Annotated in this window: 5 protein-coding genes; 2 read left to right on the top strand and 3 right to left on the bottom strand. The window is 73.9% G+C overall.

What is annotated here, in order from left to right; translation table 11 throughout:
* Positions 1-24: 24 nt before the first annotated feature.
* Genes CLT75_RS11360 through CLT75_RS11350 form a run of 3 tightly spaced genes read right to left on the bottom strand, consistent with a single transcriptional unit; the run spans position 25 to position 21,304 of the window.
* Positions 25-19,989, bottom strand: a complete 19,965-nt coding sequence (locus tag CLT75_RS11360; RefSeq protein WP_135240770.1) for a DUF6531 domain-containing protein — start codon at positions 19,987-19,989, stop codon at positions 25-27.
* A 26-nt stretch (positions 19,990-20,015) separates the two neighbouring features.
* On the bottom strand, positions 20,016-20,897 hold the full coding sequence (locus tag CLT75_RS11355; RefSeq protein WP_135240769.1) for a WXG100 family type VII secretion target: 882 nt from the start codon (positions 20,895-20,897) through the stop codon (positions 20,016-20,018).
* Positions 20,894-21,304: a YbaB/EbfC family nucleoid-associated protein gene (locus CLT75_RS11350; protein ID WP_135240768.1), complete on the bottom strand. Its 411-nt coding sequence runs from the start codon at positions 21,302-21,304 to the stop codon at positions 20,894-20,896. The genes CLT75_RS11355 and CLT75_RS11350 overlap by 4 nt, the downstream gene beginning before the upstream one ends.
* Positions 21,305-21,556: 252 nt before the next feature.
* Here CLT75_RS11350 and CLT75_RS11345 point away from each other — a divergent pair, with 252 nt between their 5' ends.
* Positions 21,557-21,877 carry a WXG100 family type VII secretion target gene (locus CLT75_RS11345; protein ID WP_135240767.1) on the top strand — a complete coding sequence of 107 codons (321 nt, stop codon included), beginning with the start codon at positions 21,557-21,559 and terminating at the stop codon, positions 21,875-21,877.
* A 37-nt stretch (positions 21,878-21,914) separates the two neighbouring features.
* Positions 21,915-22,217 carry a WXG100 family type VII secretion target gene (locus tag CLT75_RS11340; RefSeq protein ID WP_091416607.1) on the top strand — a complete coding sequence of 101 codons (303 nt, stop codon included), beginning with the start codon at positions 21,915-21,917 and terminating at the stop codon, positions 22,215-22,217.
* Positions 22,218-22,255: the final 38 nt, after the last annotated feature.

Below are 22,255 nucleotides of genomic sequence, written 5' to 3'. Positions count from 1 at the left end.
GTGACGGCCGGGGCGGGCGGCGGGTCACCGCCGGGGTACCGGAGCGGGGCGCGGTTCCGGCAGGGAACCGCCGGACGAGGTGGACACCGTGGCGCCGTTCGCCACCGGGCCGGCGGCGTCGTGCTCCAGCCGGACCTGCGGGCCGTCCTCGGCGGGGACGACCCGGCCCGCGGCGTCGTACGCGAAGCGCGTCACCGACTCGCCGGTGCGCCGTTCCACCACCCGGCCGAGCAGGTCGTACGTGTAGTGCGTGACCTCGCCGGCCGCGTCGGTGCGCTCGACGAGCTGCCCGGCGGCGTCGTAGACGTACCGCTGGGTGCGGCCGTCGAAGTCGGTCTCGGACACCATCCGGCCGTTCGGGTCGTACGTGTAGCTCCACGTCGCGCCCGCCGGGTTGGTGACACGGACCAGCCGCAGTTCGGTGTCGTACGCGTACTCGGTGCGGTTGCCCTCGTCGTCGATCTCGGCCGTGACCAGGTCGAACGCGCCGTACTCGCGGATCGTCCGGCGGCCGGCGGCGTCGGCCCACTCGACCAGGTTGCCCTCGGCGTCGTAGAGGAACTCCTCGACCGAGCCGTCCGGGTTCTCCCGCCAGGCCAGGTCACCCTCCAGCGTCCAGCCGAACTCGGTGAGACCGGTGTCGTCCTGGATGCTGAACAGGCGGCCGAGCGCGTCGTAGGTGTACTCGGTCTCGCCCTGCCCGGTGCTCACCGCGGTGATCTGCCGGGCCGGGTCGTGCACGACGGCGGTCGGTCCGACGTGGGTGGTGGTGCCCCGGCCGTCGGCGGCCGGCTGCTCGTACCGGACCACCTCACCGGAGGCGTCCACCTCGGCGATCAGCAGGCCGTCCGGGCCGAACTGGCGGTTGCGGGTGCTGCCGTCGAAGTCGGTCCAGGACACCGCGCGACCGAGTTCGTCGTACGTGGTGACGGACCGGCTGCCGTCCGGCCGGACGACCGCGACCAGCCGCCCGAGCGCGTCGTACTCGCTCGTGGTGGTGCGGCCAAGCGGGTCGGTCGTGGACCGCAGGCGGTACGCCTCGTCCCAGACGTTGCGCGTGGTCGCGCCGAGCGCGTCGGTCTCCGCGACCACCTGGAAGCGGTCGTTGAGGTCGTAGACGCGCACCGCGCCGAGCGAGTCGGTCACCACCGTGCGGCCCGGCTGGTAGTCGAACCGGTAGCGCAGGTAGCCGCCCCTGCCGTCGGTGGCGACGCACCGGCCGGCCTCGTCGTAGGTGTACGTGTACCACTCGCCGTTGCGGTCCTCCCAGCGCACCAGCCGCCCGTCGGCGTACGTGAAGCGCTCGGGGTCGCCCGAGGAGTTCGTCACCTCGATCAGGTCGAGGTCGGCGTCGTAGCCGAACTGCGACGCCGCCATCAGGTCACCGGCCGCGTTGGGCAGGGAGATCATTGTGACCAGCCCGGCGGACGAGGTGAACGCGATGGTGGCGCCGGTGGACGACAGCAGGTGCGTCGGCGTACCCCGGCGGTCGCGGTGGATCGTCCAGCGGACGCCGCCGTCGGTGACGTCGGTGAGCAGCGACTCGGTGCGCGACGCCGCGGCGAACAGCAGGCTGCGGCCGGACGTCGGATCGGTCAGCAGCCAGCCGCCGCCCACCAGCCGGCGCAGCGGCAGCGTCCGGCCGGTCTCCGGCTGCGCCACCTCGCCCTCGGCGGGTAGCGGGTAGGTGAGCAGCGAGCCGTCGGCGGCCAGGTACCGGACCTGCTCGCCGTCGACGATGATCCGCTGGTCCAGCGTGGAGGCCCAGGCGCGGCCGAAGGATCGGCCCCACCGGTAGTCGGAGCGGTACGTCCGCTCCAGCGTGAGCCCCGGCATGACCGCGTCGGTGTGGGTGAGGATCATCCGGCCGGTGGTGACGTCGATCGGGTCACCCACGGTCGGCGTCTCCGCGGTGGTCTTCGCCACCGCCTCCGGCGCCACACCGGCGAACGTCTCGGTGGTCGGCGAGAAGTCCGCCATGTCGACGTCGCTGTCGGCGTCGCGGACCGACGTCATGTCGACGTCGCTGTCGGCGTCGCGGACCGACGTCATGTCGACGTCGGAGTCACCGTCGCGGACGGAGGCCATGTCCGTGTCGGAGTCGGTGTCGCGGACCGAGGCCATGTCGACGTCGCTGCCGGGTGCCGGGTCGCTGGTCCGGATGACGACGACCGAGCCGTCGGGGGAGATCGACGGGAGCGTGGCGAGCCCGGGGACCTGGGCGTCCTCGAACGTGACCCGGCCCTGTCCGTCCTTCGACACGTTGATGACGTGTCCGACGGTCCCCGGACCACCGGGCCGCAGGCCGACGATCGCGGTGGTGCCGTTCGGCATGGCGCCGAGGGCCTCCATCAGGCCGCGGATGCTGCCGACCTCGTCCACACTGCGGCCCGGGTACCGCTTCATGACCTCGCCGATCTCCATCGGCTGGGTCTGCGCCGGCACCTGGGTGACCGCGCCGGTCTGCCGGTACGCGTCGACGGCCAGGGTGAGCGGCACACAGTCGACGTTGGCGGCGACGCTGCCGGCGTCCCGGTTGTCGTTGATCCGGCGCAGGTGGTCGCGGTCGACGGCGTTGAGCGTGCCGAGGTCCGCGTCCGTGTCGGCGGTGTCGCCGTGCAGGTTGGCGGCCAGCACCCGCAGCGTCGACCCGTCGTTCAACGTGTACTCGTACGACAGTTGGTCCCGGAACGAGTCGAGGATCCGGGCCTGCGCGTTCGGGTCGCCCTGCGCCGCCGTCAACTGGTCGGCGAGCGGGGTACGGAACGGGTCGGTGACCGGCGCGGCCGCGCCCCGGACGTCGGTGGTGCCGGTCTGCGGGCCCTGGAAGCCGTACCGGGGATCGCCGTGGCGCCCGCGACGGCTGCTGCCGCCCCGGCGCTCCGGGCTGCGTGACCTGTCGCTGCGCGGCGCGACTGTCACGATCCGGGCGTTCGACGAACTCGCCACCGGCGCGGGCGCGCCGGTGAACTCGGTCTCGGTGTAGTACGGGGCGGTGTCGGTGATCGCGTTGGGCCGCTGCCGCGGCATGATGCTCGCCACCGGGGGCCGGCTCTCGCGGGGCACGAACTCGTCGCCGGCGTATCCCGGCGCGGCCGGGGGGAACCACGACGGGATGTCGCGCCACTGGTCGGCGGCGTCCCGCCCGCGCTCGGCGTGGGCGATGTAGTCCAGCGCGATGGGCAGCGAGTTGACTTCCGACTCGTAGCCGCGGGCGTTCTCCGCGAAACTCACGATCCGGGCGAAGTCCCGCCCGGCCTCGGACTCGATCTGGTCGAGCCGGATCTGGCCGCGCAGATACCTGGCGATCTGGCTCGCCGTCCGCCGGCCGCCGCCGCGCTCCTCGGCGATCCGGTTGCCGAGGCCGATGTGCGTCCGCGTCACACCCCGGCGCGTGGTCGTGGTGGTGTTGTAGTAGTTGAGCGCGCCGACCAGCGGTTCGTTCTGGTGGCCGATCGCGTCCGACCGGACACCCGTGTAGGGCCGCGTGCCGATGTGCGGGAACACCGCTTCGCGGATCTCCTGGTAGCTCCGGGACGCGGCGGAGTTCGGATCCTGGAGGTCGGCCCGCGACGCCGGCGCGACGTCGTCGAACCACTGGCGGGCGTGATATCCGACGGCGCCGGCCGGGGTGGAGACCGGCGGCGGCGACGGCGTGTCGCGCATCCGCGTCTCGTACCGCAGCACCCGTCCGTGTTCGTCCAGGATGGCGACCTGCACCTGGAACGGCATGCCGTAGAGCGCGCTCGGCGGCGGCGGTGCCGCGTTCGTGGGCAGGCTGCTCGGCGTCTGGTCGGAGGGCGCGGCGAGCGCGGGCTCCACAGCGGCCAGCGGGTGCGGCGTGGTCGGGGCCGGTGTGCAACTGGTCAGGCCCAGCGGGTCGGCCACGGTCAGCGGGTCGCTGACGTACGCGGTCGGGTTCGGGCCGCCGGACAGGCCGAGCGGGTCGGGGCTGACGTACCGGCCGGTGGCCGGGTCGTAGTAGCGGAACCGGTTGTAGTGCAGGCCGGTCTCGGCGTCGACGTACTGACCGGGGAAGGCCAGCGGCGTCGCGGTCCGGTCCGCGCCGCGTCCCCACAGGTCGCCCCGCGACCACCAGCGCAGCCCGCCGCCCGGCTCGACCAGGTGGGTCGGGGTGCCGATGCCGTCGGTGATCACCGCGCGGAGCGTGCCGCCGTCGGTCTGCGCGACCGGCACCGGCGCGTCTGGGCGGTAGTCCCACGTGGTCGTCGTGGTGGCGCCGGCGGCGTCGCGGTGCGTCTGCTCCAGCATCAGGTCACCGGACCAGGCGAAGGACACCTCCTCCAGCACCCGGTCGCCGTCGCCGAGGCGCTGCTTGGCGATACGCCGGCCGAAGCCGTCGTAACGGTAGCGCCAGCGGTCGCCGCCGGGCGTGACGGCCAGGACCATCCGGTCCTCGGCGTCCCACTCGAAGCGCCACGCGCCCGCGTCGTCGACCCGGCCGGTGAGGCGGCCCTTCGCGTCGTAGGAGAACGTCGCGTCGTCGGAGCGCACGAGCATGGTGCCGGTGAACTCCCAGCGCCCGCCACCGGCGCCGACCAGGTTGCCGGCCTCGTCGTAGTCGTACCGCTGCGGGACCTCGCTGTCGACGGCCCGGATCCGGCCGGTGTCGTCGGCGGTGAAGGACTGGTCACCGGCGAGCGAGTCGGCGATCGCGGTGACCCGGTCGGCGGCGTCGTAGGTGTAGCGGCGCTCGGCGGCGTCGGCGATGTGCTGACCGGTGAGCCGCCCGGCCGCGTCGAAGGTCTGCCGCAGCGCGACCAGGCCGCCGACGGTCCGGCCGATCTCCCGGCCGGCGTCGTCGTGGGTGAAGCCGAGCAGGTGCTCCCCGGCGGTCAGGCTCTCCGGGCGGCCGGCGGCGTCGAACGTCCAGCGGCTCGACCGGCCCGACGGCGTGGTGCGCGCCTCGACCGCGCCGGAGGCGGTGTACGAGGTGCGCACCGTCCGGCCGTTGATCGTCTCGGACAGCACCCGGCCCTCGGCGTCGCGGGTGAACCGCACCTGCGCGTCCGGGCTGAGCACTGCTGCCACGTGGCCGTCGGCGTCGTACTCGACGCGGGTGACGGCGTCGCCGACCCGGCGTTCGACGACCCGGCCCCGCGCGTCCCAGCGGTAGCGGGTGACGGTGCCGGCGGCGTCGGTGTGCGCGACCAGCCGGCCCGCCTCGTCGTGCTCGTAGCGCTGGGTACGGCCGTCGAAGTCGGTCTGCCCGCACAGGCGGCCGGCCGCGTCGTACTCGTAGCGCCACGTCCGGCCCGCCGGATTCGTCACCCCGACGAGCCGTAGTTCCGTGTCGTACGTGAACTCGGTGCGGTTCCCCGCCTGATCCACCCGTGCCGTGGGTAGATCGAAGGGGCCGTACTCGAAGCTCACCGCCCTTCCTGATGCGTCGATGACGTCCACCAGATTCCCTTCACCGTCGTAGAACCACCGTTGCGTGGAGCCGTCCGGGCGGACCCGCCACGCGAGATCCCCCTCGGCGGTCCAGCCGTACGTCGTGACAGCGCCGTCCGGGTCCCGGGTCGCCCGGACCCGTCCGAGCGCGTCGAACTCGATGTCGTCCGCGTGCGCGGGCGGGCGCGGCGGGACCGGGTGGGTCGAGCCGTCCGGGAGCGTGAGCGTGCGCGCGTCGTGGTCGAAGCGGGTGACGCGACCGAGCGGGTCGGTGCGCGACAGCAGCCGGTGCGCCGCGTCCCACTCCTGCCGGACCGTCCCGCCCAGCGGGTCGACGATCGCGGTGACCAGGTGGCGCTCGTCGAACTCGTACCGGGTCACCCGGCCCAGCGAGTTCGTCACGTGCGTGACGCCGTCGTCGTACCGCAGGGAGTAGCGCAGGACGTCACCGCCGCCGCCGGCCCGCACGCAGCGGCCCGCCTCGTCGTAGTCGTAGCCGAACCACTCGCCGTTGCGGTCCTGCCAGCGCACGAGCCGGCCCGCCTCGTCGTAGCGCAGCCGCGTCCCGTGGCCGGAGGAGTTGCGGACCTCGACCAGGCGCCGCCGCTCGTCGTAGCCGAAGGAGGGCAGGTGGACGGTGCCGTCGGCGGCGCGGACGTGCGCGCCGACGACCAGGCCGCCGGCCAGGTGCGGCACCACGACGAGGCCGGACGCGGAGAGCAGCAGGTCTGGCGTGCCGTCGGCGGAGCGTTCGATCCGCCACCCGGTGCGGTCGGTGACCACGTCGGTGAGCCAGGAGTCGCCGTGGGCGTCGGCGGGCGCGAACAGCAGCGAGCGGCCCGGCTCGGTGAGCAGCCAGCCGCCGCCGGTCAGCCGGCGCAGCGGCCCGCCCGGGCCGGCGACCGGCAGCGCCTCGTCGCCCTCGGCCGGCATCGGGTACGTGTGGATGGAGCCGTCGGCGGCCAGGAACCGCGCGTACGTGTCGTCGGTGACGACGCGCTGGTCCAGCGTGGAGGCCCAGGTGGGGCCGAAGCAGCGGCCCCACCGGTAGTCGGAGCGGTGGGTCCGTTCCAGGGTGAGCCCCGGCAGCCGGGCGTCGACCTCGGTGTAGAGGACCCGGCCGGTGGTGACGTCGACCGGGTCGCCGACCACGGGCGCCTGCGCGGTGGGCGTCGCCACCTCGGCGGCGGGCACGTCCACCGGCGGGGCCGGGGCCGGTGGTGGCGGGGCCACCTCTGCCTCGTGCGCACGGTAGGCGTCCCACCAGGCGTTCTCGGCGTCCGTCAGGGCCCGCTCGGCAGCGGCGACGGCGTCCGGGTCCGCGTCGGCCCGGGAGGTCAGCCCGTCCAGGCGGGCCGCTGCGGTGGACAGCTTCTTCGCCGCGTCGGCGACGGCGAGCGCCGACGTACGCAGACCCGGGGGGAGGTCCCGGCCGGTGACGTCCCGGGCCGCCGCCTCGTCCAGCCGGACGACGAAGCCGCCGGGCACCCGGACCTCCGTGCCGGCCCGGTGCCTGCCGGCCGCGTCGCGGGAACGCGCGACGAAACGGAACTCGACGTCGTACTCGACCGCCGCGGTGAGCTTGTCGTCCGGGTCGGTGCGCCGGGCCGGCTTGCCGGTCGTGCTGGCCGAGACCTTGCCCTCGTCCTTCACCTGGGCGCCCGGGTCGGTCCGGTAGAGCTGCTGCTCGACCAGCGTGGCCGCGTTGACGGCGGCGAACTCCTGCCGCTCGCCCACAGTGCTCGCGCCGCCCGGATGGCCGACGCCGCCGACGACGAGCGGCCCGGCCGTCTTCAGCGCGAACGAACGTCCGGCGGTCTGCTCGTACTCGGTGTCCGCGGCGCGTTTCGCCGAGCCGCCGATCTTCACTGTGGCGTCCGCGCGCAGGAGCTTCGGGCGGGCCACCAGGCGGGCGTCGAGGAACAGGTCGCGGCCCAGCCCGGCCGGCATCGGCAGCGGGTACGCGCCGGTCAGCATCGCCGGCAGCGCCTTGATCCGGCTCACCGTCAGCGTGTCGCGCAGGGCCGCGTCGACGTCCCGGCCGGGTGCGGCGCCGGAGGCGACGAGCGCCTGCCGGGCCGCGTCGTGCAGGTCGGACAGGTCGACGAGGACGTCCTCGACGGCGAACCGGCCCGGCTCGGGCAGCCGGTCGAACCCGGCCTCCTCGCGCCATCGCCGCCGGCCCTCGTCGGTGGTCTGCCCGGCGGGAACCGGTGTGACCGGGCCGGACGTGGCCAGTTCCCGGCCCTCGGTCGCCGAGTACGTGGTGACGTCGTGGACCGCGTGGACCGACACGCCGCCCTCGGGCAGCCCGCGCCCGGTGACGGTGACGGTGAGGCGGACCGGCCCGCGGTACGTGGCCACCGGGCCGGAGACGGTCAGCGACTGCTCGTACGTGCGGGCGGTGCGCTCGATCGCCTTGGTGGCCCGGTTACCGAGGGCGGCGGTGCCGGTCAGGCCGGCGGCGACGGTGCCGGAGGCCGGGCCGTGCCCGGTGGTGCGGGTGGCGTCGTCCTGGACCCGGTCGGTCTCGGTGCCCTGCGCCCGCCCGGTCAGCGTGACCTGCGCCGCCGTCTGCGAGGTGGTACGGGTCTGCGCCTCGCCGACGACAGCGCGGTCGGTGACGGACAACTCGTCGACCAGGTCGATGCCGGTGAAGCTCGGCTCTCCCGCGGGCTCGGCGGTGAGCGTGACGTGGTACGTGGCGCCCCGGAACCGCCGCTCCAGCCGTACCGTCTCGCTCCGGCCGCCGTTGAGGGCGTCGGCCAGGTGCAGGTGGGCGGCGCCGAGGAAACCGGTGCTGCCGAGCCCTCGGATCGGGTCGTCCGGGCTGCGGTCCCGGGTGGGCGGCAGGATCGCCTGGGCGAGTTCCTCGCTCGACTCGCGGGCCAGGGCACGCCGCAGGTGCGGGATGCGGTCGGTGAGGTCGAGGTGGGTGGTGACGCCGCCGATGCCGAGGGACCGGTCCGGTCCGGCCCGGAACTCGGGTTGTGCCGCGTGGGCCGGTGCGCCGGGGCCGGCCGCGTCCTCGTTCTGCCGCTGCTGCGCCTCGCGTACCAGGTCGCGTTCCCGCTGCTGGTGCTCGGCCTGCTCGGCGCGCTCCTGATCCTGCTTCGCCAGCAGCGCGGCCGTGTCCGCTTCGTGCTTCGCGGCCAGCTCTTCGCGTTCCTGCTGCTGGGCGGGGCCGGCGTCCGGGCGGGCGTGCTGCCGCCGCAGCAGGTTCGCCAGTTCCGTGGCCTGTTCGCGCCTGAGCCGGGCGACCTGCTCGCGCTGGCCGGCGCGGAGCGTCTCGGTGTTCTCGGCGTGCCGCAGGTGCAGCCGCACGTCGGCGGTGCCGTGCCGGCGGGCACGGTCCCGGTCCTGGAGTCGCTTCAGCTCCGCCGGGGTCATCCGCATGACGACCGCGCCGGGCAGGGTGAGCCGCCGGCCGGCCCGCCGGGCCGGTGTGCCGGGCCAGCGGCCCAGCGGACGCAGGTTGCTGTCGTGGCGGGCCTCGGCGACCACCTCGGCCTCGACGTCCACCCGTACCAGCAGCTCGCGTTCGGCCCGGCCACCGCCGAGGCGCAGCTTGGAGACCCCGGAGGCGCTGCGCTCGCTGATCCGGCCCCACGCCCGCCGCCACGGCGTGACGGACAGGATGACGGCGCCGCCGGGCCGGCCGGTGCTGCCGCCGTGGTCGGCGACCGGCCCGCTGCCCGACGCGACGCCGGTGGCGGAGACGCTCAGCTCGACCGCGCGCGCGTGAGTGGTCTTGCGGGCGGTGCCGCTGGCGAAGGTCCGCTTGACGCGGGCGAACTCGGCGCCGTCGAGCACCGTCGGGTTGGTCGGGCGCAGCCGTACCCGCACGTCGGCGCGAGCGTCGGCGGCCCGGCGGCCGTGCCACAGGTTGCTCAGCGCCAGCGGGCGGCTGAACAGCTCGGCGTCACCGGTGAGGCGCTCGGGTGACAGCTCGTCGGCGATCACCGTGGAGATCAGGCCGTCCTCGGCGGCGTAGATGTCGTCCCGGGCGGCCTCGCGCAGCGTCTCGACCACTGCTTCCTGCAACCGGTCGGCGCCGACGAACGACTCCACCCGGCGTCCGTCGAGGTCGTGCGGCCCGCCGGTCATCCGGCTCAGCGGCGGCGGGTACGCCATGCTCTCCACGTCGCGGGGGACCGGGCTGGCCTCGGCGTCCGGGCGCTGCCGGGAGACGCGCGTCTCCGGCACGAGCATGCGCACGTCGAGGCGGTTCGTCCGGGGCCGCGTCTCGGACGCGGCGACGACGGCGGGCACACCCCGGCCGTACGCCCCGAACGACAGCTGCCGTCCCGCCTGGTTGACCCGCACCGTGGACCGGGTGCTCACGGTGAGGTCGAGGGTGGCGGCGAACTCGCGCAGCCGTACCTCAGTGGGTTTGCCCTCGTCGTCGAGCGCCGGTCCGTGGTCGCTCTCGGTGGACTGCCCGCCGGTGACGGCGCTCTCGTCGGTGGTGCCCCAGGTGAACGCGGCGCGCGGGCCGCCGAGCAGCGTCGACGCGGCCTGGCCGAGCGGGCCCAGGACGCGGGGCTCCAGGCTCAGCTCGGCCGACCGGCTGTCGTCGCGGGCGCTGGTCACCGTGGACCTGGCGGTCCGCTTGTCGGCGGTGCCGATCTTGTCGTGGCCGAGCAGGTCGCCGTCGGACACGTCGCGGAGGCTGCCCTGGACGGTCACCACGGTGACGTGGTCGTGGAACGTACCGGTGCGGATCAGCGGGATCTTCAGCCCGGGGCCGACGATCCGGTCCGCCAGGTGGCGCAACTGGTCGGGGGAGAGCTGGGTCCGCAGGTCCGTGTCGCGGCTCAGCGCGGCCTGGATCTCGGGGGTCAGCCCGTCGGCGAGCTGCGCGTCGCCGAAGTGCCGCAGCATCTCGTCGCGGGTGGCCAGGCGGAACCGGTCGTGGCCGGGCACCGACCGCACCGCCTCGGCGACCGTCTCGTACAGGCCCCGGTCGCCGACCCGGGTCAGGTACGCGCCACCGAACGACTCGCCCCGCTCGATGCGCGCCGGTGCGAAGTGGGTCCGGTCGGCGCCGCGCCGTCCGCGCCACTCCCGGCCGTCCGGGTCGAGGGCGGTGCCGGGCAGCCGGTCGCCGGTGGTCCACTGGAGCGCGTCGACGGAGCCGGACAGCATCCGCGGCGCGCGGCCCAGGACGCGCACCTGGACGCCGTACTCGACCCGGTAGCGGACGCCCGGCGCGGTGCCGGTCACCGTCTGCTTGCCGCCGGTCCGCTCGGCGATCGTCCGGGTGGCGCCACGCTCCCGGCCGCCGCCGATCCGCGGCCCGACGATCAGGCTCAGCGGCGCGGTGTCCACACCCGCGCCGGCGAGGCCCCACAGACCGAACGGCCGCTTGGTGGCGGCGGCGCTCGTGCTCTCGGCGGCGAGCGCGGACGTGTCGACGTGCGTGAGCCCGTCGACCCGCTCCACCTCCTCGACGCGCCGGGCGACCAGGCGGACCTCGACCTGCCGGGCGCGGCCCGGGAAGAACCGCCGCCAGCCGGTGCGGGCGGCGCGCGGCAGCGAACCCGACCGCACCCAGCCGTCGTGGGCGTTCGCCGGGTCGGTGACCACCATCGTCGGCAGGCTGCCGGAGAACGTCGCGTCGCTGAGCAGCTTCTGCATCACCGGGCGGCCGGGCGCGCCGATCCGCACGAGGTCGGCCATGCCGTCCTCGGCGAGGATCGCCTCCACCTGGTCGAAGAACGTGGCGTCCGGATCGGCCGGCCGGCTCCGGACGCTCTCCACCCCGAACCGGTCCGGCACCGGCGCGCCGAGCGCACGGTCCGCGGCGGCCGGCGCTGTCGCGTCCGCCGGCCGCAACCCCGTGTGTACGGCGAGAGCGACGGTGCCCGACGTCTCGACCGGGTCGACGGCGGGACGGCCGGGCCGCACGAGCCTGGCGACGAACCGGATCGGCACCGTCACCTCGGTCAGCCCGGTGACCTTGACCGTGGTGGTGGACGTGTAGGTGTCCTTGTGGTCGGCGGAGTGCTCGGTGACCGGCGCCGTCGGCACCGAGCCGCCGACGCCGACGACGACACCGGGCACCGCGGTGACAGTCACCTTCGGCTCGACCCGCCGGTCCCGGTTGTGGCGCAGCTTGTGGGTGAGGTTCTCCCGGGTCTTGGCGGTGACCTTGTGCGGGTCGTCGTGGGCCCGGTCCACTGTGAGCGCGTCCCAGTCGAGGACGGCGGTGACCCGCAGCTCCGCCGGGCGCCCGCCGATGGTCACCGGGTACGGGCGGCCCTCGCCGAGGAACTGATCCACGTCGTCGCGGCTGTCCGCCTCCACGGTGGCGACCACGTCGTCGGACAGGCCGGGGTCGAGGGTCCGCAGCGCCGCGCCGAGCGCCGCGTTCTCGGTGGCGCGTAACTGTTCGGCGAGGCCGAGGGTGCGGCTGTCCCGCAGGTACGACGCCAGGCCCCGGCGTACCGCGTCGGGCGACGGCAGCGGCGCGGCGGTCCCGGTGGCCGACGAGGTGGCCGTCCCGCCCTCTGTGGTCTCCCGCGCGGCGGCCTCCTCCGCGGCGGTCTCTCGTGCGGTGTCCCTCTCGGCGCTGGTCTCGCCCGGGGTGTCCTCCGTGGTGGTGGTCTCGGCCGCGGTGCCGTCCTCGTCGGTCGACCGGGTGGCCGGGCTGTCGGCCGGCGGGCTCGCCGGGTCGTCGGGCGTGCCGGGGCCGTCGTCGCTGTCGTGGACGCCGCTGCTGTCACCGTCGTCGCTGTCGCTGTCGTGCTCGCCGAAGCCGGCGAAGCCGCCGACGTCGTCGTCGCCGCCGTCGCCGAACAGGTCGAAGCCGCCGGAGTCGCTGCCGCCGTCGGAGTCGTCGTCGCCGCCGGTGTCGCTCGTCGAGGTCGTCGACGCTGCCACGTGGGGCGCGTAGGTGACGCGACCCGCCGGGTCGATCGTGCGGACCAGTTCCAGCCGGCCCCGCGGCCGGGCGCCGACCACCGGGTAGTCGCGCGGCGTCCCGGCCGGGTCGTCGTACACGACGAGGTGCACCTGGGTGCCGCGGGCGGCGGCGAACTCGACCACGTCGTGCGCGTTGGCGATGCGCTGCCGTTCGGCGTCGTCGACCGGCGTGTCGCGGCGTCGCTCCCCGGGGTCGGGGGCGAGCACGGCCCGGACGAAGTGGCCGTTGTCGTACGGGTTGCGCTGCCGCATCGCCGCGGCCTCGTCGAGACTCATCGTGTCCCGGCCGGCGTGCAGGGTGCTCATCCGCAGGGCGTCCGCGTCGCTCCCGGGCAGGCCGTCGGCGATCGCGTCGTAGAGGGACCCCGGTTGCCGGCCGAGCTCGCCACGGTCGGCGATGGCGGTGGCGGCGGCGAACTCCTGCTGGATGGTTCCGGAGTCGTTCGACGTCGCCACGAGGTGCGCGGCGACGAGGCGCTGGCTGTTCGGCAGGCCGACGGTCCGGGCCGGCCGCGCCGGGTCCAGGTCGGGATCGACCTCGGGCGGCCCGTCCGGCGCCGGGGCGGCCTCCGGCGCCGGGACGGAGACGGCGGTGACGTACCTGTTGTGTGGTTGCGCGCCGAGCTGCCGCAGCTGCTGCGGCGTGAGCGTCTCCTGCCACGTCCACGACGGGCCGGGCACCAGGTCGGTGGGCGCGGCGAACGGCTTCGGGGCGGCGACTGCGGGCTTGCGCAGTTCGGCCCGGTACTCCTTGAAGCCGGTGCCCTCGGTGTAGAACAGCTGCCGGTTGACGTTCGTCGGCACGGCGTGCGACTGCGGCAGGAAGTTGCCGACGGCGAAGTCGGCCGCGAGCCGGGACAGGTCGGTGGGCGTGGCGGCGCCCACGAAGTCCGTCATGAAGGCCAGGTCGCGGTCGGGATGCCTGTTGTTCTGCGAGTCGACCTGGACGTCGACGGTGAGGACGTCCGCCGGCAGGCCGGCCGGCGTCGCCGCGCCGTGGGCGACGGCCAGCTCCTCGCCGTACGCCTGGTGCAGGCTCTCGGCCAGCAGGAGGAACTCCGCGCCCGCCTCGCCGAACCGGACCTCGGGCCGGCCCAGGGTGAGCAGGCCGTCGACGAACAGGTTCGGCTCCGGCGAGTACGGCAGCATCGGGTGGACCGTGGCCTGCCGGTCCCGGGACCGCATGTCCTCGTCCACGGCGGTGGTGAAGTCCCGGACGAAGGCGTCCCGGCCGGCCTGCGTGTCGAGCTTGGCGAGGCCGTTGCGTAAGGCGGCCAGCTTCTGCCGCTCGGTCGTGCGTTCGGTGCCCGCGGGGAGGTCGGCGATCCTCGCCTGGTGGTCGCGTGCGCGTCGCTCCAGCCGCTCCCGGGTACGCCGGATCAGCTCCTCGGTGTCGCCGACACGGTAGCCGCCGGAGATCATCAAAGGGCGGGCCGGTGGCGCGTCCTGCGGTCCGGTCGACTCCGGGTCGAAGCGGGTCCGGCGGTCGATGCGGTCGAAGACGTGGGTGTCGTCGGCCGTCGTCCGGGCACCCCTGTCGAAGTCCTGGATCGACACGTACGGGTAGCGCCGGGCCTCGCCGTCCGGTCCGCCCTGCGCGAGGCCCTGGATCGCCGCCACCGTGTCGGGGTCGCGCAGCACCTGGTTGCGGGTCCGGCCGTACGGGAACTTGTCGTTCTTCGTCCCGACCGCGTAGCCGTTGACCGCCACCGGCACGTCGAGGCTCTCGGCGAGCCGGGCGGCCCGGGCGACCGCGTCCCGGAAGGCGAGGTCGGGCACCTCGGCGGTGGTGTTGACGCCGAAGACGAACGCGACGGTGGTGCCCGGGGCGAGTCCCTCGGTGATGGCGCGGACCACCTCGGGGATCTGGTCGACGTCGTCGGCGGGCAGCATCGAGTTGACGACGAACCCGATGGGCGCGCCGTCGTCCTTGAGGTCGGCCGTCTCCTGCCGGTAGTTGCCCGGACCGACGTCGCGGGTGTGCCGGGTCAGCTCGTCGAACCGCGCGTTGCGGCCGCCGGGCACCCGTACCGGCTGGAAGCGGACCGGCGCCGCCCGGGGCGGCAGCCCGCCACGGTCGGGCGAGAGCACGTCGCGTTGCTGACCGGCGATCCGGTGGACGTTGCGCGCCAGCAACCGCGGATCGTTGCCGGGCTGCCGCGTGGTGGTCGCCATCAGCGAGTTGTCGCCCTTGACGAAGGTGCCGTCCAGGGCGCGGTCCGCCACCGAGTACTCGTCGCGCAGACCGAGGAAGTGCCCGATCTCGTGCGCGAGGTCGAGGTCGGAGGAGTGCGTCGACCAGGTGGTCTGGGTGGTCGGTGACGGGGTGCCGTGCAGCGCCACGACGGCGTGCGCCTCGCTCGGCCGGGTCACGAACTCCACTGTGACGTTGAGCTGATCGGCGCCGATCCGGAAGCCCTGGTTGTAGATCGCGTCGACCGCGTCGCGTACCCGGGTCTCCACGTCCGGTCGGGCATCCGCCGCCGCGTCGTCCCGGGCGTCCAGGAAGACCTTGACCGTGAAGTCCTGCACGTTGCGGTCGCCGAGGTCCAGCACCCGATGGTCGTACGCGATGCGGTTGTCCACCGCGTCGAGGCGCAGGCGGGGCCGGTCGCCCGCCGGAACGGTCAGGCCGGCCTGCTCGTACGAGCGCGCGACCACCTCGGGCACGCGGGTGTCGGGATGGAGCCCACGATCGATGACGTCGTACGCGCTGGTGTTCGCGACCCGGCGCGGCGCGGTGTCCCGCTGCGCGGCCCGTGCCTGTGCGATCTCGTCGCGGGTCTTGGGCGCGGCGAGCCGGGGCGGCGGGACTCCCGGGACGCGCAAGGTGTTGTCGACCGGGGGAGCGCCCGGCGCGGCGTCCGTGCGCGGGCGGGCGTCCGGGTCCAGCGGCAGGCCGGTGACCGTGGCGAGGGCCTGATCGACCTGGTCGGAGCCGGTCTGGCCGAGGGCGTCCCGCCACCCGTCGAAGTACGTGCGGACACCGCCGCCGCCGTCGTCCTGGACGAAGTCCCGCACCGCGGTCGGATCACCGCCGTGCCGAAGGTACTCCGACGCGTTCACGAGCAGGTCGTGGCCGCCCCGGGCGGAGTCGTCGTTCCGGACCGACGCGGGCTCGTGATCCCACGGCCGGGTGTCACCCGCGGACCCGGTCACCGAGAGCGTGGGCTTGCCCGCCGTGAGCGCCTCCTGCCACGTGTTCGCGCCCTCGGTGACCACGAGCGTGGCCCGGCCCTGGAGCCCGGCCATCTGCTCCGGTGTGACACGGGGCAGCGCGGCGACGTGGACGTCGGTGTTGCTCGTGGTGAGGACACGCTTGTCGTTGCCGAGCACCAGGACGACGGTCTTCCGGTCGGGCCGGGCGGCGGCGGCCAGCCGGTCGACGACCTCCTGGTGCGGGGGAGTGTCAGGCGTGTCGCCGTAGTAGACGAGCACCACGTCGGTGGCGTCGTCGTCGACCACTGTCGCGAGGTCGTCGGCCCCGGGAATGCCGGTGGCGGTGATGACGTCCCGGGCGGGCGGCAGATCGGTGGGCTGCGGAGGGCGGTAGGCCGGCACCCCGGTCGAGGCCCGGTCGAGATCCGTGATCGTCCCGTCGGCGCTGCGGACCTGCCGGGGGAACTGGTCCCACAGGAACGGCTGGAGCGTGACGACGTCGTGGTCCCTGCCACCGGCGGCGTCGCGCAGCGGACCGGCCCACGCCTGCTGGAACCACTCCTGCTTCTGCTCCGCGGTCCACTCCGAGCCGTCGTCGTTCTTCGGTACGTCGACGGCCGGCAGCACGGTCAGCACGTCACCCTCGGGGAGCAGCCTGCTGCCGACCTCGTCCAGGCGCAGGCTCTGGGTGTGGTTCTGTTCGCGGATCTTCTTGTCCCGGAACTCCTCCTGCCGGGCCACCTGCCACGCCTTGGCCCGTGGCGCGCCGGGCCACTCCGTCGTCTTCCAGGCCACCTCACGCGTGCCGGGCGGCGCCTGCGGTCGCATGACGACGTCCATCCCACCGCGGTGGCCGGTCCACTCCCGGTGGAACAGGTCGTACGAGCCCGCCGGGGTCTCGAACTCCTGCTGCCGGCCGAGCTGCTCGGCGTAGTAGGGCGTCTTGTTGCCGGGATAGGTGAGCACGACCGTGCCCCGGTAGCCGGTGGCGGCCAGCCCGTCGAGCATCGCGATCGTCGCTGCCTGGTGGCCCAGACCGGGTGACCCCTGGTCCACGACGTGCACGACGTCGTACTTCTCGTTCAGCCTCTGGCCGACGGGGGTGGGCGAGGGCCTCGGGTCGCGGTGCCGCAGCGTGGCGGGTGAGAGGTCCGTCGGGGTCAGGTCGACGGCCTGAGTCGTGGGACCGGCCGACGGCGGTGGCGGCATGCCCGGCGGTGGTGGCGGTGGGAGCATGCCCGGCATACCGGGCGGAGGTGGCGGTGGTGGCGGCATGCCCGTCATGCCGGGCGGTGGTGGCGGTGGTGGAGGCGGGGCCGGGGCGCGGGACGGGATCTGCGGATGCGGACGCGGGTCCGGCGTCTGGTCGTGCGCCGTCTGCGGCACCGGCAGGTCGCGCACCGGGCCGGCGGTCAGCGCGGCGTCGTGGATCGTCGCCAGATCCTGCGCGGTGAGATAGCCGGTAGGCCCGGCCGAGGCCGCGGCCTGATCCGACGACGTCGGCAGGGCGCCGACCTCGAGGCCCATCACCCCCGGGCGGTCGACTGTCGTGAACAGGTGCTCGGAGGCCTGGTGACCCTCCTTCGCCCCCAGGTAGTGCATCACCTCGTGCACCATCACGGGCAGTCGGTCGCCGGTGTTCCACAGGTGCTGGTCGGTGCTGACCCCGGTCTCCGAGGTCACCTCGACCGGCGGGTTGCGCCGCGGGTCGGCCTGCCAGTCCCTGGTCATGCCGTCGCGCCACGGCGGGGTGTCGACGACCAGGTCGATGTGCAGCAGCCGGCCGTCGGGCAGCGTGTACCGGCCGTTGACCATGTCGTCGACGGTGCGCTGCACCGCCGCCGCGAAGTCCCGCAACTCCCGGGGGGACATCTGGTCGTTCTTCGAGACAAGATCCAGGTGTACGTCGAACGACCGGTAGTCCCTGCCGTCGGCGGTGAACTCCCGGGTGGTGAAGTCGATAGTCGTGATCTCGCCGCGCAGCAGGTGCGTGCCGGGGACGACGGTGTCCTTCCAGGGCACGTACCGTTCGGTGCGCAGCCGCTTCGGTTCCGCGCTCGCCTTGGCCTGCCGGAACTGCGGGCTCGGCTCGGCCCGGGTGGGCGCGAGAGGATCCGCGACGGCGAGTGGCGCTTGCACGCTTCGCGACCCGTCCGGCGTGGTTTCGGAGGTGTCGTCCCGCCCTGCCGTCGGTCCGTCCGGCGTCGGCGCGATGTCGACGGCGCTCGTGTCCGTGGCGTGGTCCGCCACCGTGTCGCGGCCGGTGGCGTCCACCGAGGCGTCCGAGTGGTCGTCGCCCGTCGTGGCGTCGGTGGTCGGGCGTGGTACCGCGACCGCCTGCTCCCCTGTGGACGGCGTGCCGACACCCGGATCGGTGGCCGGGGAGGCGACCACGGCCGGACCGTCGACTGAGATGCCGTCGACAGGCGCCAGTGGTGGCGGTGGTGCGGCCCCGGCGACGTCGCGTGGGGGAGCGGTCGGCTGGCCGCTGGTGGTCGAACTCGACGACGGCGCACCGGCGGTCGGTGTGCTCGTGGTCGACGTGCCGGTGCTCGGCACGTTGGTTGGTGGGCTGGTCGACGGCGTGCTCGTAGACGGCATGCCGGTGCCGGTGCTCGATGCGGCTGTGCTCGGCGTGGCGGTGGTCGGCGGTGCGGTGGTGCTCGCGGTGCCGGTGCTCGGTGTGGCTGTGCCAGGCGTGGTGGTTGTCGGTGTGCCTGCGCTCGGTGTGGCGGTGGACGGTGCGGGGCCGGACGGGACGGCCGCCGGATCGGCAGTGGTGGCGGGCGAGGTCGCGGGTGCCGGGGTGTGGACACCGGCTGTCCCGCCGCTCGACGTCGGAGTGTCGAAGCCGGGAAGTCCGCCGCCATAGGGCGCGGCGACGTCGGCGCCCGCTGCCGGGATGCCGGTCGTGGGCGTACCGGTGCCGGCGCTCGCCGGGCTGCCGCCCGGCGTACCCGTCGAGTCGGCGCGCGGGGTCGTGGCCTCGACGCCTGCGGCCGGGGCCGGCCCCGTGGCGACACCGCCGGCCCCACGTGGGTCGGCGCCGGTGCCCGGACCGGCCGTGCCGGGCCCGCTCGTGGTCTGACCTCCGACGCCGTCGGGGCTCGTGCTGCCGTTCGGTACGCCCGCTTGCGACCCGTCACGGACCTGACCACCGACGGTCTGACCATCCGCGGCTGGACCGCTCGCGGTCTGACCGCCCGGGGTTTGACCGCCGGGAGTCTGAGCACCGGAAGTCTGACCGCCCGGAGTCTGACCGCCCGAGGTCTGACCGCCCGCTGTCTGGCCCCCGGGCGGCTGGCTGCCCGGAGCGGTGCTTCCGGCGCTGCCCTGACCGGTACCCTGGCTGCCTGCGCCGTGGTCCCCGGAGCCCTGATGCGCCGGCCCTTGACTCCCGGCATCGCCCTGGCCCGACCCCTGACCGGCACCGCCTCCGGCGACCGGGCCGGCCGAGGGCTGCGGACCCGGGCCGCCGACCTGACTGCCCGGGCCGGCGGAGGAGCCGACGGGCGGGGGAACGGGTGGTCCGTCCACGGCCGTGGGCGGCGGCGTGGGAGCGGTCGTCGTGAGGTTCTTCGTCTCGATCGTCGGCGGTGGCGCACCGGCACCGGCGCCCGGACCGTAGCTCTGGCCGACCACTGTGGCGTAGTGGTGGGCCATCCCGCCGATCATCGACGAGCTCATGGTGGCCCACGGGTTGAAGCCGCCGCCGCCGACCATCATGGTGAACAGGCCCTCGAACAGCGTCTCGGCGAGCGCCGACAGGCCCTCCCGTGACAGGACGCTGTTGTTGATCTTCGGGAAGAACTTGCCGCCGATCATCTGCACGCCGCTGACGCCCGCGCCGATGAACGCGCCACCGGCGAACGCCATCGCCAGGTCCTTGTAGTCCAGGGACTTGCGGTTGCCCTCGATGATCTGCGTGACCTGGGCGGCGGCGCTCTGCCAGAGCTCCTCCAGGCCCTCCTGGAACGCCTCCCAGGCCAGCCGCATCAGCATGTTCCGCAGCCGTTGGCGGAACAGGCTGATCAGCGCCCCGACGATCTCCTGACCGATCTTGATCAGGGCGGGCACCGCCGCCGCGCCGAAGCCGGAGGCCAGCGCGATGGCGATCTCCACGACCTGGGTGAAGGCCGCGATGACGATGTTGTACTGCGTGTTCTCCGAGTCCAGCGCGAAGTTGTAGGCGGACCCGCCCAGCGCCAGCGCGATGTTGCCGCCGGCCGGCACGTTCTTGGTGATCCCGACCTGGTACTGCTGGAACGCGTCCATCGCCGGGCCGGACAGGCTCCCGGCCAGCCCGTAGCCGAGGTTGGCGGTCGCGCCCATCCCGTTGAGGATGGTGCTGCTGAGCGCGTACAGCTCGTCGCCCATGGCCCGCAGGGCGGTGGGATCGGCCTTCGGGTACTCCTCGCCGACGGCGACGAGGATCAGGTCGTACGCCCACTGCCACTGCGGGTCGTTGGGGATGTGGAAGTCGGGCATGTCCTACCGGGCGCGGGGTGGGTGGCTCAGGCGCCGGGGATGATCGGGGTGGGCGTGCCGTCCGGCGCGTAGCTCAGGTACAGCGGCTGGTAGCCGGGCACGGTCGGGTCCACGGCCGGGTTCTCCTTGACGACGAAGAACCGGCCCTGTCCGGGATCGATCGCCGTGCCGTCGGGTGTGGTGACGGGGGTGCCGGTCAGCGGGGTGATCGAGTCGTAGAGGTTCGCGTCCACCCGGGTGCTGCCGTCCTCGAACGGGTTGAGCGCGATCAGCCGGTACCCCTCGGGCAGCGGCCGGCCGCCGACGTACGCGGTCGCGTACTCCGGCCGGGCGAAGTAGGACGAGATGGCCGGAGTGGCGGCGGTGAGCGGGATCAGCGCCTCGGCGGGCTCCAGCGGCAGCAGCGGCGTGCCCTGCTGCTGCGGGAGGAGCCTGGCCCGCTCGGCGACCGGCTCACCGACCGCCAGGCGGCGGGACAGCAGATGGGGCCGGCGCGCCTCACCCTCCGCGGTGGGCTCCAGCACCGGGCCCGCCACCGCCCGCCGCGCGTACGTCGGGCCGTCCAGGCCGTCGAAGTCCTTGGCCATCTTCCGGCTGACGTCCAGGGCCGCCTCGTCCGCCTCCCGGTACGCCCGGCCGCTCTCCTTGAGGCCCTGGGCGGTGTAGTGCAGGGTGCCCTTGACGCCGCCGATGATCGCTTCGAGGTTGTCCAGGCCCTGCAGGAACTTCGTCGAGAACTGCTCGCCCATGTCGTCGTCGCCCCAGGCGTTCGCGTACCGGGCGCGCAGGGCGGTCAGCTGGCTGAGATAGGACTCGTAGAGCTGGACGTGCGACTCGTACGCCTTGCCGAGCCCTTCCACACCGTCCGGGTCGACCCACAGCCGCCCGCCGGGATTGTTGCTGATCATTCGGGCCCCCGGGTCAGGAGTTCCCGCACGCTCGTCACCATGCGGGGTTCCTTGGGCAGGAACGCGTCGGCCCCGGCCTGGCCCCGGACCAGCTTGTGGGCGTCCAGACCGTCCGGCAGCATCGGCGCCAGCACGTCGGCCGCCTGGTTCATGACCTGTTCCTTGGCGTCGGCGTAGGTGTCCAGGATGAGCCGGGTCAGGTCGGCGGTGGTGAGCCGCTTGTGGGCGCCGGAGGGGAACTGGATGTCGGTCAGCACACCGTTCTGGCCGACGGTGACGCTCACCTCGCGGCGCGGTGACGTCGCGGTGGCCGAGAGCGCGCTCATCCGGGCCTGCATCTCGGCGAGGCTGGTGCGCTGCCGCTCGTACTCCTGGAACAGGCCTTCGATGCGCTCGCTGTAGTTCACGACGGACCACTCCCTCGACGTCGCCGTCAAGTGAAGACGCCACGACCGTGGCGCCGGAACTCCGGCCGGGGATCAGTGCATGAAAGTGCAACCACTCTTCCCGGGCTGCCGGCCGGTGGCGGCGGTTACGGGGGCGCTGCCGTGCAATGTTGGGTGACGTTCGGACATGGTGGCGCGACCGGGTTGCCGCCGGGCACGGCCGCGGATCAACACTCTTCCCTGCCACCTTTCCCTGACACGAGGAGTCCGGCCGTGACGATGCCGACCGTCAGTACCACCGAAGAGGGTATGCAGCGGGCTGCCCAGGAGTTCTCCGACAAGGCCACCGCCTTCACCGGCCAGCTGCGCGCCGTGAACGGGCAGATGGCCGTCCTGATCTCCTCCTGGACCGGCCAGGCGTCGCAGGGCTTCAACCAGGCCATGGACAACTGGGAGAACGCGTTCCAGCGGGTGATCAACGAGCTGCTGAACATGCTCGAGGTCATGGGCGTGACCACCAAGGGCTACCAGACGGCCGAGGACGAGGCGTCGAGCGTCGCCAACTCCTTCGGCGCGGCCCTGCCGGGCATCTGAGCCGCACCCCGACCCCCGATCTCCCGAGAGGACTGACATGTCCAACTACACCTTCGACTTCGTGCAGGCAGACGCCGTGCTGACCGACATGAACCGCATCAACGGCCAGATCCAGTCGTCGCTGGAGGAGATGGAGCGCACGGTCGAGGCCAGCCTCGCCCAGTGGACCGGTGCCGCCCAGGAGCAGTACAAGGTCTCGAAGCTGGCCTGGAACCAGGCGGCCGACTCGATGGTCGGCTACCTGGAGCAGGCCCGGCAGACGCTGCTGCAGATCTCGGACAACTACGGCACCACCGAGCAGCGTCACGCCATGATCTGGAACGACGTCCGCGGCGGCTGACCCGCCGGACGGCCGCCGCGGACGCGGCGTGGCGGCCC

It is taken from the genome of Micromonospora sp. CNZ285 (assembly GCF_004637285.1).
Note: the sequence above shows the minus strand (reverse complement) of the source record. Positions and strands in the feature narration are given on the sequence as shown.